Annotated in this window: 10 protein-coding genes; 9 read left to right on the top strand and 1 reads right to left on the bottom strand. The window is 62.5% G+C overall.

Annotated features, from left to right (window positions below):
• Positions 1-5: 5 nt before the first annotated feature.
• A complete protein-coding gene (locus tag AC3WOY_RS15720; RefSeq protein WP_492425404.1) occupies positions 6-1106 on the bottom strand; it encodes a PAS domain-containing protein in 1101 nt (366 codons plus the stop codon).
• A 207-nt stretch (positions 1107-1313) separates the two neighbouring features.
• Here AC3WOY_RS15720 and AC3WOY_RS15715 point away from each other — a divergent pair, with 207 nt between their 5' ends.
• The 9 genes from AC3WOY_RS15715 to AC3WOY_RS15675 all read left to right on the top strand — a co-directional run bounded on the left by AC3WOY_RS15715 (position 1314) and on the right by AC3WOY_RS15675 (position 12978).
• On the top strand, positions 1314-3869 hold the full coding sequence (locus tag AC3WOY_RS15715; protein ID WP_492425402.1) for a CHASE domain-containing sensor histidine kinase: 2556 nt from the start codon (positions 1314-1316) through the stop codon (positions 3867-3869).
• 77 nt (positions 3870-3946) lie between these two features.
• Positions 3947-4630, top strand: coding sequence for a response regulator transcription factor (locus AC3WOY_RS15710; protein WP_492425400.1), 684 nt, complete (start codon positions 3947-3949; stop codon positions 4628-4630).
• A 10-nt stretch (positions 4631-4640) separates the two neighbouring features.
• Positions 4641-5813: a methyl-accepting chemotaxis protein gene (locus tag AC3WOY_RS15705; RefSeq protein WP_492425398.1), complete on the top strand. Its 1173-nt coding sequence runs from the start codon at positions 4641-4643 to the stop codon at positions 5811-5813.
• 7 nt (positions 5814-5820) lie between these two features.
• Complete coding sequence (locus tag AC3WOY_RS15700) at positions 5821-6189, top strand: response regulator (RefSeq protein ID WP_492425396.1); 369 nt, start codon at positions 5821-5823, stop codon at positions 6187-6189.
• Between the two features lie 24 nt (positions 6190-6213).
• On the top strand, positions 6214-6552 hold the full coding sequence (locus tag AC3WOY_RS15695) for an STAS domain-containing protein (protein WP_492425394.1): 339 nt from the start codon (positions 6214-6216) through the stop codon (positions 6550-6552).
• A gap of 4 nt (positions 6553-6556) precedes the next feature.
• Complete coding sequence (locus AC3WOY_RS15690; RefSeq protein WP_492425392.1) at positions 6557-8731, top strand: chemotaxis protein CheA; 2175 nt, start codon at positions 6557-6559, stop codon at positions 8729-8731.
• A 39-nt stretch (positions 8732-8770) separates the two neighbouring features.
• Complete coding sequence (locus AC3WOY_RS15685; RefSeq protein WP_492425390.1) at positions 8771-10420, top strand: methyl-accepting chemotaxis protein; 1650 nt, start codon at positions 8771-8773, stop codon at positions 10418-10420.
• Between the two features lie 11 nt (positions 10421-10431).
• Positions 10432-10980: a chemotaxis protein CheW gene (locus AC3WOY_RS15680; RefSeq protein ID WP_492425388.1), complete on the top strand. Its 549-nt coding sequence runs from the start codon at positions 10432-10434 to the stop codon at positions 10978-10980.
• Between the two features lie 84 nt (positions 10981-11064).
• Entirely contained in the window at positions 11065-12978 is a 1914-nt protein-coding gene (locus AC3WOY_RS15675; RefSeq protein WP_492425386.1) for a methyl-accepting chemotaxis protein, read from the top strand.
• Positions 12979-12980 lie beyond the last annotated feature (2 nt).

Genomic DNA, 12980 nt, shown 5'->3' with positions numbered 1-12980 from the left:
AAGCTTCACTTGCTCCGCATGCTCGGCTGGTACAGCTGGAAATTGCCGCGCCCCATTCCCTTCGCGTAGTACATCGCGGAATCGGCCGCGGTCAGCAGCGATTCGGCATCGTTGCCGTCCGCGGGGTACATGCTGATGCCGATGCTCGGCGTGATCTGCAGTTCATGGCCGCCGACGCTGTACGGCCGCGCCAGCGCAAGCAGCAGGCGCCCTGCGGTTTCGCAGGCAGCGGTCGCCGACTGCATCTCGGGCAGCACGACGACGAATTCGTCCCCGCCCACGCGCGATACGGTGTCGACCGCGCGCAGCAGCGAGCGCAAGCGCAGCGCGACGGCCTGCAGCAGCAGGTCGCCGATACGATGGCCGAGGCGGTCGTTGACGGGCTTGAAGCGGTCGAGATCGATGAACTGGATCGCCACCTGATGCACATTGCGCCGCGCCATTTCCAGCGCCTGTTCCAGCCGGTCTTCCAGCAGCCGCCGGTTCGGCAGGCCGGTCAGCGCGTCATGGTTGGCGAGGTAGCGGATCTGCTGCTCGGCCATCTTGCGCTCCTGGATCTCGGCCTGCAGGCGGGCGTTGGCCATTTCCAGCGCCGCAGTGCGCTCCTGGACGCGCAATTCGAGCTGGTCGCGCGCGTGCAGCAGCGCCTCCTGCGCATTCTTGCGCTCGGTGATGTCTTCCGTGATGTAGATCGTGCCCTTGCTGTAGTCGTGCGGATCGATCGCCTTGGCAAGCACGCGGCACCAGAACGTGCTGCCGTCGCGCCGCTTCATGACGACTTCCAGGTCCAGCCGCTGCCCGCTGCCGAGAACCGGGCGCGCCAGGCGCGTCAGCTCCTCGTAGGCCTCCTTCGACGGATAGACGATCTCGGTCGAAAGCTGGTGCAGCTCTTCGCTCGACCAGCCGAACATTTCCGAAAAACGCCGGTTGCAATGCAGGAAACGCCGCTTGCGCGTAAAAGTGATGCCCAGCGAGGCGTTGTCGAGGATCGCCTGGTATTCCAGCAGCGTCTGGCGAAGCTGGCTATCGCTCCCCGCCTCGGGAAATGGCTGATTGCTGGCGGAAAGAATAAGGCCTCCTGATGCGCGACGGTGCGGCGGTGACAAGTCCCGCCACCTATGGGACAGACGGATTCGGTAGTAGTACGTAGGAATACCCGTATCCTACTCTTTCTTGGCTGAAATAGCATTGTCAATTCGGCCAGTCGGGGCGCAGGCGGCGCCCTGGTTCGCCGGGAATGCTTGACGCATGTCATTGGGAGGCCGCAAGGGCGCCACCTACACTAGCGCGGTATCCCGCCTTCCCCTATTCCCATGACCTCCCCCGACACCAGCGGCGGCATGTCCGCCCTCCGGCCGCGCATGCTGCTCAACAAGCTGCTCCCCTGGATGGTGCTCACGCTGTCGCTCGCGGTGACGGCGGACCTCTGGCACAACGACCAGAGGTCCGCGGAACGTGTCTTGCAGCAGGACTTCGACTTTCACGTACATGAAGCCCTCGGCCTGATCGAGGAGCGTATCGGCGCTTACCAGAATGTCCTCCGCGGCGCCGCCGGCATGTTCGCCGCGTCCTCGGACGTGGAAAGCGACGAATTCGAGACCTATGTACGCAACCTGGACCTGGCGCGCAGCCACCCCGGCATCCAGGAGATCGTCTTTGTCAGCGCCGTGCCGCACGATCAGGAATCGCACTTCATCTCTCGCATGCGCGGCAAGGGACGACCCGGCTTCGTCATCACGCCGGAGACAAACCTGCCGCTGCATGCGCCCGTGACCTACCGGATTGCAATGGAGGATGACGCAGAAGACACCCGCGGCCTCGACCTGTTCGCGCTCCCGTTGCACAGGACGGCGCTGGAACACGCCTTCGAGCATGGGAGCGCCGCCGTCACGGGCCCGTTCAGCCTCCTGCGCAGCGCGAAGCACCCGTTGGGGCAGGCCGTGGCGATGTACCTCCCGGTACACCGCTACGATCCTGCATTGAGGCGAAACATCCACCTGGGCTGGATCGGTGCGCCCATCCGCATGGACAGCCTGGTGACGGCAATGACGACGGAAATCGGGTTTGAGCTCGATGTCGAAATCTACGACGGCGAGCAGATCACAGGCCCGGCGCTGATGCTGGACAGTGACGAGGTCCCCATGCACCCCGGGAAGGGATGGGGACGTTATCGCACCGATACCCGGATGCAGGTCGCGAACCGCGTCTGGACGATTGCCGTGCAATCCCTGCCCGCCTTCGAGGCCCGCCTCGACAAGAGCGGAACGGTCAAGGCCTGGTTCGGCGCCGGCGTCAGCATCCTGCTGGCGATCATCACCTGGCAACTCGCCGGCAGCCGCGCGCGTGCGCTCGAAGCTGCGCGCGAGATGAACCAGGAACTGATCGAGCGGGAACACCGCTACCGGCAGATGTTCGAGGACAGCGCATCGATTTCCTTCCTGCTCGATCCATCCAATGGCCGCATTGTCGACGCCAATATCGCGGCCGCGGCATTCTGGGGGCATCCCGTTTCCGCCTTGCGCACGATGCGGATCGACGAGATCGATACCTCGCCGCAGGACGGAATCCACACACTGATGCAGCAGGTGACCAGCGGCACCGTCTCGCGCTTCGAATGCCGCCACCGGCTGGCAAACGGCGACGTACGCGACGTCGAACTGTACGCCGGCACGCTCGACTACAAACGGCGCGTGCTGATCTATGCAGTCCTGCACGACATCACCGCGCGCAAGCAGGCAGAGCTTGCATTGCGCAGCAGCGAAGAACGCTACCGCCTGATCGCAGACAATACCGGCGACGTGATCTGGATGATGGACGCCGACACGCTCAACTTCACCTATATCAGCCCGTCGATCCAAAGGCAACGCGGCTACACGCCGGAGGAAATCATGGCCCTGCACCGCCATGCCGGCAGCCGTCCGGAGCCCCCAGGCGCAGGCGCCATGCCGAAGATGGGCCATCGCCTGCACGAGCGCATTCGCCGTTTCGCGAACGGCGACGAATCGCAGCGGCGCGAAATCAAGGAAATCGACCAGCAGCACAAGGATGGCCGGATGATCCCGGTGGAAGTGGAGTCGACGCTGTTGTGCGACGCGGACAATATCCCGCGCACCCTGATCGGCGTGTCGCGCGACATCTCCGCCAGGCGCCAGGCGCAGGAAGAACAGAAGCGCTTCGTGGCCATGGTCTCGCACGAATTCCGCACGCCGCTGGCGACGATCGACGGCGCAGTGCAGCGCCTGCTGTCCACGGCCGCAGCCCATACCGACGACGCTACACGCAAGCGCCTGGTCAAGATCGAAAAATCAGTGGACCGCCTGACCGGCCTGCTGGACGACTATCTGACGCAGGAACGCTTCGACACCGCCGGCCAGGGATTGCACCTGAGTCAGGCCTCGCCATTGTCGATGATGCTGGATTGCGCCGAATCGGCACGCGCCCTGACGGCAGATCACACAATCATCGTCGATGCGACGGAGCTGCCGGAAACCATCACCTGCGACGCCGACCGCCTGCGCCTGGCCTTGCGCATCCTCACCGACAACGCGGTCAAGTACACCCCGACCGGCACCCGCATCATGCTCATGGGACGCAATGCGCCGCAGGGCGGCATCGAACTGCGAGTCTCCGACAACGGGGCCGGGATCGACGGCGGAGAACTGCCGTACATCTTCGACAAGTTCTTCCGCGGCCGTTCCGCCGCCCGCGAGGCCGGTTCCGGACTGGGCCTGCATCTCGCGCGCGCAGTGGCGGAAATGCACGGCGGCACCCTTGGTGCGCACAACCGGCCGGAAGGCGGTGCGCAATTCACGATGTGGCTGCCGGCGCATGTCGAACGCGCCCGTACCGGCCTGGTGAGAATTGGATAGTTTTTCACCCCCTCCGGTTTTCTACAATCGAAGGCATGAACAAATCGTCTGAATGACGCCCAAAGATTTCACACACCATGGCTTCCATCGTCATCGTTGAAGACAACCTGTCGTACGCAGAAGATGTCGCCGACTACCTCACCGAGAACGGTCACGACGTCAGGATCAGCGGTTCCGCCGAATCGATGTGGACCACCCTGAGCCAGGGCGACGCCGACGTGATCCTGCTCGACCTGGGACTGCCCGACGACTCCGGGTTCAACATCATCCCGCGCCTGCGCGAGCTGTATCCGTATTCCGGCGTGCTGGTCCTGACCGCGCGCGTGATGCTCGACAGCCGCATCCTCGGACTGCACCTGGGGGCCGACAATTACCTGACGAAACCGATCAAGTTTCCGGAACTGGCCGCCCATATCGAAGCGCTGTCGCGCCGCGTCCGTACCCGTGCACGAGATGCGGCGCCGCCCGCCTGGTCGCTGAACAAGAGCGAGCGCCAGCTGCTGATGGCAGGCGCCAGCGCCATCGACCTGACAGAGAAGGAATTCAAGCTGCTGCACATGCTTGCGCTCTCCACGCAGCCGATTCCACGCGACTCGCTGATGATCGGGCTCGGCGGCGACCAGTACGAAGACACCAAGAAAATGGACATGCTGGTCTACCGCCTGCGCAAGAAGGTCAAGTCGGCCATCGGCGCCGAGCTGCCGTTGCGCAGCGCCTATGGCGAAGGCTACAGCCTGTCCGTTGCCATCAACCTCCTGTAAAGCAGCCAGCATGTCCACCGCATTATCCGCAGCAAAGAGCCTCGACCGGCAGTACGCGCATCTGCTGTATCCGTCCGCCATCGGCATCGCGGGCAGCGCCGGCATCCTTGCTGCCGGCGGCCTGAGCTGGACGGGTTGCATCCTCGCCGCATCGCTGGCCGCCGCCGGCGCCGCCGCCGCGTTTCGGATCAACGAGCGCCATCATGCACTACGCGATTCCGTCGCCGACTACCTCCATTCGCAGCGCAATTTCAGCGAGAAAGTGGCCCCTGTCTGGGCCGGCCATATCGAGACCTCGCGCGAGCAGATGGAAACGGCGATTTCCGAGCTGACACACGACTTCAGCCGCATTGTCGACCAGCTCGACGAAGCGGTTCATTCCGCCGGCACGGCAACCGGTTCCATCGAAGACCGCGAGAACGGCCTGGTGGCCGTCTTCGACCACAGCAAGCAACAGCTCGGGGAAGTGGTGGCATCGCAGCGCATGGCGATGGACAGCATGACGACGATGCTTGAAAAGGTGCAGGGACTGGACAAGTTCATCGTCGAGCTGCAGGACATGGCGACGGAAGTGGCGAAGATCGCCGCGCAGTCCAACCTGCTTGCGCTCAATGCCGCCATCGAGGCCGCACGCGCCGGCGAAATGGGACGCGGATTCGCGGTGGTGGCCAAGGAGTTCCGCATGCTGTCCAACCAGTCGGGCGAGACCGGCAGGCACATTGCCGACAAAGTCGGCATCATCAGCGAAGCCATCCTGTCCACCTGCAAGGCGGCCGAGGAATCCGTGCGCCAGGAAGACGGCGCGATGCTGGAATCCGAGCACACGATCAACGCCGTTCTGGACGAGTTCCGCAAGATCACCGATGCCTTGCAGGAATCGAGCCGCCTGCTCAAGGACGAGAGCGTCGGCATCAAGGATGAAATCGGCCAGGCGCTGGTGCAGTTGCAATTCCAGGACCGCGTCAACCAGATCCTGACCCAGGTAAAGACCAACATCGAGCACCTGCCGTCCTACCTCACGCATAGCGGCGACCAGTTCTGCGCCGGCGGCGACCTGGAACCGCTCGACCCTGCCCCGTTGCTCCTCGAAATGAAGAAGAGCTACGTCATGTCGGACCAGCGCGCGGTGCACCGGGGCGACAAGGTCGTTGCCGGCGGCGGGAGCGACATCACTTTTTTTTGAGGATGTTATGACAAAGACCATCATGATCGTGGACGACTCCGCTTCGATGCGGCAGGTCATCGGCATTGCGCTGAAAGGCGAAGGCTACACCGTGATCGAGGGACGCGACGGCAAGGACGCCCTGTCCAAGCTGACCGGACAGAAGGTCCACCTCATCATCAGCGACGTCAACATGCCGGTCATGGACGGCATCACCTTCTTGAAAGAAGTGAAGCAACTGCCGAATTACAAGTTCACCCCGATCCTCATGCTCACGACGGAATCGGAGGAGTCGAAGAAACGGGAAGGCCAGGCCGCCGGCGCGCGCGCCTGGATGGTCAAGCCGTTCAAATCGGACCAACTGCTGAACGCCGTTCAGAAGCTCTGCCTGCCCTGACGGCCGAAATAACCGGAGATTGCCATGGATTCTGCCGAGCAGCAGAAGAGCGCCTTGCTGCGCGTTGAAGGTGAAATGAACATCTACAAGGCGTCTGAACTCAAGCAGGCGCTGCTTTCCGCCATCCCCGCCGGCGGCACGCTGGAAGCCGACCTGTCCGGCGTGACCGAAATGGATTCCGCCGGCCTGCAATTGCTGATACTGGCAAAAAAGACTGCCCAGTCGCGCGGCGGCGACCTGAAGCTGGTCAACCACAGTCCGGCCGTGGTCGATATCTTCGAACTGCTGAATCTCGGCACCTTCTTCGGCGATCCGCTCGTCATCCCGCCCCGCACCGCCAATCCCCATCCTTCCGCGAGATAACGCAATGAATCTTGACCAGGCACTGCAAACCTTCATCGCCGAAAGCAAGGAATTGCTGGAGGACATGGAGAACGCGCTGCTCGCCATCGAGCAGACGGAAGACCGCACGGAAAACGTGAATGCGATCTTCCGCGCCGCGCATACCATCAAGGGGTCGTCCGGCCTGTTCGGGCTGGACCATGTCGTGTCGTTCACGCATGTCGTCGAGAATGTCCTCGACCAGGTGCGCGGAGGCAAGCTGGAGATCAGCGACCCGCTGGTATCGCTGCTGCTCTCCTGCTGCGACCATATCGGCTCCCTGGTCAATACCGTGGCAGGCGGCCAGATGGAAGCCGACGACAAGAACACCGAACGCGGACTGCCGCTGGTCGAAAAGCTGCGCACCTATCTCACCGGCGCGCCGGCGGCCTCATCCGTCCCTGCCGCTGCGCTCGTTCCGCAGGAGCCGGCGCAGGTCGAGCGGATCGACAGCGACACCGTCGAGTCGGACCACTGGCACATCTCGTTGCGCTTCGGGCGCGACGTGCTGAAAAACGGCATGGACCCGCTTTCCTTCATCCGTTACCTCGGCACACTGGGCACCATCGTCGGCATCGCCACCCTGCCCGATGCGATTCCCGAGGCTGCGGAAATGGACCCGGAAAGTTGCTACCTCGGCTATGAGATCGCGTTCCACAGCGACGCCGACAAGGCAACCATCGAGAACGTGTTCGATTTCGTGCGCGATGACTGCCGGCTGCGCATCCTGCCGCCAAAGAGCCGGATATCCGATTACGTGCGCATGCTGCGCGAGATTCCGGAAGAGTCAGTGCGCATTGGCGAACTGCTCATCCGCTGCGGCACCATCACGTCCCAGGAACTGGAGGCAGCACTGAACATGCAGATCGGCGCAGAGCCGGCGCAACCGCTCGGCCAGATCCTGATCGAACAGCGTACCGTGCAGCCTGAAGTGGTGGAAGCGGCGCTGACCAAGCAGAAGCAGCTGCGCGAAACGCATGCGCAGGAGAGCAAGTCGATCCGCGTCGATGCCGACAAGCTCGACCAGCTGATCAACCTGGTGGGAGAGCTGATCATCGCGGGAGCCAGCGCCAACCTGATCGCCCGGCGCGCCCACGCCGCCGAATTGACGGAAAGCATGTCCAAGGTGGCCAGCCTGGTCGAAAGCGTGCGCGACAGCGCGCTGCAGCTGCGCATGGTCAAGATCGGCGCTACCTTCAACCGTTTCCAGCGCGTGGTTCACGACGTGGCACGCGAGCTCGGGAAGGATATCGCGCTCGTGGTGGACGGCGAAGACACCGAACTCGACAAGACCGTGGTCGAGAAGATCGGCGATCCGCTGACCCACCTCGTGCGCAATGCGATGGATCACGGCATCGAACCGGCCGACGTGCGCGCCGCGCGCGGCAAACCTGCGCGCGGCACGGTCAGGCTGGATGCCTGCCACGACTCGGGCAGCATCGTGATTTCCGTCAGCGACGACGGCGGCGGTCTCAAGCGCGACAAGATCCTGGCCAAGGCCATCGAGCGCGGCCTGGTCGAGTCTGGCCACCATCTTGCAGACGAGGATGTCTACAAGCTCATTTTCGAACCCGGCTTTTCCACCGCCGACCAGATCAGCAACCTCTCCGGACGCGGCGTCGGCCTCGATGTGGTCAAGCGCAACATCACCGCGCTGCGCGGCACCGTCGGCGTGCAGACCGCGGAAGGCGCCGGCACAACCGTCACCATCCGCCTGCCGCTCACGCTCGCCATCATCGATGGATTCCTGGTTGAAGTGGGCAAGTCGGTCTTCGCCATTCCGCTCGACATGATCGAGGAATGCGTGGCCTATTCAGCGGAGCCGGGGCACGACTACACGAACCTGCGCGGACAGGTGCTGCCGTTCATCCGGCTGCGCGAGCTGTTCGACGTCGAAGGCGCGCCATCGAAGCGGGAGAACATTGTCGTCCTCAAGCATGCGGGCCGCAAGGCCGGCCTGGTGGTCGATACCCTGCTCGGCGAATTCCAGACCGTGATCAAGCCGCTCGGCAAGATGTTCGGCGGCATCAAGTGCATCAGCGGATCGACCATCCTTGGCAGTGGCGAGGTAGCACTGATCCTGGATGTGCCCGCGCTGGTGCAGCAGGCGGGACAGGCCGCGCAGGCGCTGTCTTTCGACACGGGGCCCCTTGCCGCGTGAACGAATTCATACGAAGCACATACTGAGAAAGACGCAATCATGTTTGCAAACATAAAAATCTGGGCCCGCATGACGGTGACCTTTGCTGCAGTTCTGATCCTGATGGCCGCAATCGCCTATACGGGGATCAAGGGAATTGATGCAATGGAAGCGCGGATGGAAAACATCGTCAAGGTCGACAATTACAAGACCAGGCTGCTCAACGACATGTCGGAGTCGATCCGCATCGTGACCGAAGCAATGCGCAATATGATGCTGCTGAAGGATCAATCCGCGATCTCGGCTGAACGCAAGAAGTTCGAGCAGGGCAGGCAACGCTACAACGAGGCATTTGAAGCCCTGCTGGCAACGCCGGCGACGGAAAAAGGCAAGGCATTGCGGCAGAGATTGAAGGACGCCGCCCTTGAGACGCGCCCCCTCAACAACAAGGTGCTGGAACTGGCCTCCGCCGGAAGGACAGATGAAGCAGTAAAGACGCTGCTCGGCGAAGCGGTCCCTTCCGTGGAAAAGTGGCAGGGCGTCCTCGATGAGGCGATCGCCCTACAGGACGAGAACAGCAGGATCGCGTACGAGGCGGCGATGTCCGAGCATGAAAGCGCCGTGCGACTCGCGCTCATTCTTTCCGTCGCGTCGATCGTGTTCAGCGCATTGGCCGCGCTGGTTCTCGTTCGTGGAATAACCCGCCCCCTGTCAAAGGCGGTCGAAGCGGCCAACCGTCTTGCTTCCGGCGACCTGTCGGTAAAAATCAACTCGACCGCCACCGATGAAACAGGCCAGATGCTGCAGGCGATACAGCACATGATCGCCAAACTGTCGCAGGTCGTTTCGGAGGTGAATGGCGGCACCCAGGCACTGGCAAGCGCAGCTGCCCAGGTAAGCGCGACGTCGCAGTCCCTCTCGCAGTCGTCCAGCGAACAGGCGGCAAGCGTTGAAGAAACAAGCGCGTCGCTGGAACAGATGACGTCCTCGATCGCACAGAACACGGAAAACGCCAAGGTCACCGACAACATGGCAAGCAAGGCAGCCCAGGAAGCAGCCGAGGGCGGAGATTCGGTAGCCGCCACGGTCGCAGCGATGCAGCAGATTGCCAGGAAGATCAGCATCATCGACGACATCGCCTACCAGACCAACCTGCTCGCCCTGAACGCTGCCATCGAAGCCGCCCGCGCCGGCGAGCACGGCAAGGGTTTCGCGGTCGTCGCGGCAGAGGTGCGCAAGCTGGCCGAGCGCAGCCAGGTCGCAGCCCAGGAAATCAGCGAGGTAGCCGGCAGCAGCGTCGAACTCGCAGAGAAAGCCGGCAAGCTGCTCAACGAGATCGTTCCGAGCATCCGCAAGACGTCGGACCTGGTACAGGAAATCGCTGCAGCTTCGTCCGAGCAGTCCTCGGGCGTGGGCCAGATCAACGCCGCCGTCCTGCAGCTGAGCCAGGCCACGCAGCAAAACGCGTCCAGCTCGGAAGAGCTTGCGGCGACCGCAGAAGAGATGAGCAGCCAGGCCGACACACTGCGCCGGACGATGGCGTTTTTCAAGCTGGAAGGCACATCGGCCGTCAATGTGAGCCGAATGGAGCCACGCCGGGTTGAAATGCCGTCCAAGCCCGGAGCCAGGCAAGAGGCATACCGGGTTGCAGGCAACCTCGCGCTCAAGCCCGAAGCCGATATCGACGAATCGCAATTCACCCGCTTCTGAAAGGGCGCTCCATGAACGCATTGGTCCAGTCCGCCAGCGCATCTTCCGCGACATCTGTCGTGCCAGGCGTGGAGCAGACGCAATACCTGACATTCATGCTGACGGGCGAGATGTTCGCCATCGGCATCCTGCATGTGAAGGAAATCATCGGCTACGGCGGCCTGACTGAAGTGCCGATGATGCCGGAATGCATACGCGGCGTGATCAACCTGCGCGGCGCGGTCGTGCCGGTGATGGACCTGTCTGCCCGCTTCGGCAAGACACCCTCTTCCATCACCAAGCGCACCTGCATCGTGATCGTCGAAGTCGAGTCCAACGGCGAGCGCCAGGACATGGGCGTCGTGGTGGACGCGGTGAATGCGGTGCTGGAAATACCGGCATCCGACATCGAGCCGCCGCCCGCCTTCGGCGCGCGTATCCGGACCGATTTCATCGAAGGCATGGGCAAGGTGAACGGCAAGTTCGTGATCCTGCTCGACGTCAACCAGGTTCTTTCGGTCGACGAGATCGGGGCGATTGTGCAGGCACGGGATGCAGCGGCTGCACTGCCGTTGAACTGATTCATCTCCCTTGCGGGAGTCTGTGGGCGGTGCACTGCGCCGGACGTTTCAATTTGAACTATCTATATCGAAAGAATAACAATCATGATGGCAGATATGAAAATCGGAACACGAATGGCGCTTGCATTCTCGGTGACCCTGGTGCTGATGGCGGGACTGACAGTCGAGGGCATCTTCTCGATGCGTGCCGTGGACGAGCACGTCGAGGCCATCATCAGCGAGAATGTGCACAAGACAAAGCAGATCAACGAAATCGCTGATTCCCTGAACATTATCGGCCGCTCCATGCTGCGCATGGCTCTGCTCAAGGATCCGCAAGCGCTGGCCGGCGAGCAGAAGGCCATCGAGGCAGCCCGCAAGCGTTACGGCGAAGCGATCGCGCTTCTGGAGAAGGCGGAGACGAAAGGCGCGGGGGCAGCGGCCTTTTCCAGATTCAACCAGGCGTTGCAGGAAGCCCGCTCCGCGAACAACAAGGTGCTCGCGCTTGAAGCAGCAGGAAAGAAAGACGAGGCAGCCAGGATGCTGGTTTCCGATGCCGGCGCCGCCATGCAGAAATTGCAGGACGCGACCACGGAAATGCTGGCCTACGAAGAACAGCAGACACGCCAAGCCTACCTCAGCACGCAGCACGAGTACGAATCCGCCCTTCGCAACATGCTCATCCTTTCCTCGATTGCACTGGCCGTCAGCGTACTGATCGCCTGGTTCCTCACGCGCAGCATCGTCCGTCCGCTGAAGGAAGCAGTACATGTCGCCGATGGCATCGCCCGCGGGGACTTGTCCGTGAAGGTGACGAGCACATCGCGTGACGAAACCGGCCAGATGCTCCAGTCGATGCAGAACATGACCGACAGGTTCAGGCAGGTGATCGAGGGGCAGAAAGCCGTGGTGCTGGCGGCAAACGCCGGCAACTTCGAGGAGCGCGTGGACCTCAAGGGCCTTGCCGGGTTCCAGCACGAGATCGGCGAAGGGATCAACAAGCTGGTTGCCACCACGGGTTCCAGCATTTCTGATGTAGTGCGCGTCATGGAATCGGTGTCGGCAGGCGACCTTTCCCGGCACATCGAAAAGAACTACGAGGGCGCCTACGCGCAGCTCAAGGAATATACCAACGACACGGTGGACAAGCTCAGCCAGGTCGTGCGGGAAGTCAATGCCAGCGTCTATGCCATCACCAGCGCCGCGCAGGAAATCAGCGCGACCTCGCAATCGATGTCCCAGGCGGCCAGCGAGCAGGCCGCGAGCGTGGAGGAAACCAGCGCCTCGCTCGAACAGATGACCTCGTCCATTGCGCAGAACACCGAAAACGCGAGAATCACCGACAGCATGGCGAGCAAGGCGGCACAGGAAGCATCGGACGGCGGCGAGTCGGTCAATGCCACCGTCGCGGCGATGAAGCAGATTGCACAAAAGATCCATATCATCGACGACATCGCCTACCAGACCAACCTGCTGGCGCTCAACGCGGCCATTGAGGCAGCGCGCGCCGGCGAACACGGAAAAGGATTCGCCGTGGTGGCGGCCGAGGTGCGCAAGCTGGCCGAACGCAGCCAGGTCGCCGCGCAGGAAATCGGCGAAACAGCAAGCGGCAGCGTGGACTTGGCCGAACAGGCCGGCAAGCTGCTCGGCGAAATGGTGCCGAGCATCAGCAAGACATCCGAGCTGGTGCAGGAAATCGCGGCGGCATCCACCGAACAATCCTCCGGTGTGGCACAGATCAATTCCGCAGTCGTCCAGCTGAGCCAGACGACCCAGCAGAATGCCTCCAGCGCGGAAGAGCTGGCGGCGACTGCCGAGGAAATGAGCAGCCAGGCGGAGCAGCTGCAGCAACTGATGGCGTTCTTCAAACTGGATGGCCAGTCGGTGGTCAAGCCGCTTCATCCGCGCAAGGAAGCGCGGACGGTAAAGCCGGCCATACCGGCCGACAGCGGATTCAAGACCGTAGGCAACCTCGCCTGCGCAACCGATGTGGACGAGTCCCAGTTCACCAAGTTTTAAGG

The sequence above is a fragment of the Noviherbaspirillum sp. FW303-A3 genome (assembly GCF_058788695.1).
The sequence above is the reverse complement of the archived record's forward strand: the minus strand, read 5'-3'. Positions and strand labels throughout refer to the sequence as shown.

Coding starts and splice junctions, on each gene's coding strand:
- AC3WOY_RS15675 (WP_492425386.1), top strand. CDS start 11,065: ATGATGGCAGATATGAAAATCGGAACACGAATGGCGCTTGCATTCTCG.
- AC3WOY_RS15700 (WP_492425396.1), top strand. CDS start 5,821: ATGACAAAGACCATCATGATCGTGGACGACTCCGCTTCGATGCGGCAG.
- AC3WOY_RS15705 (WP_492425398.1), top strand. CDS start 4,641: ATGTCCACCGCATTATCCGCAGCAAAGAGCCTCGACCGGCAGTACGCG.
- AC3WOY_RS15690 (WP_492425392.1), top strand. CDS start 6,557: ATGAATCTTGACCAGGCACTGCAAACCTTCATCGCCGAAAGCAAGGAA.
- AC3WOY_RS15710 (WP_492425400.1), top strand. CDS start 3,947: ATGGCTTCCATCGTCATCGTTGAAGACAACCTGTCGTACGCAGAAGAT.
- AC3WOY_RS15685 (WP_492425390.1), top strand. CDS start 8,771: ATGTTTGCAAACATAAAAATCTGGGCCCGCATGACGGTGACCTTTGCT.
- AC3WOY_RS15715 (WP_492425402.1), top strand. CDS start 1,314: ATGACCTCCCCCGACACCAGCGGCGGCATGTCCGCCCTCCGGCCGCGC.
- AC3WOY_RS15680 (WP_492425388.1), top strand. CDS start 10,432: ATGAACGCATTGGTCCAGTCCGCCAGCGCATCTTCCGCGACATCTGTC.
- AC3WOY_RS15695 (WP_492425394.1), top strand. CDS start 6,214: ATGGATTCTGCCGAGCAGCAGAAGAGCGCCTTGCTGCGCGTTGAAGGT.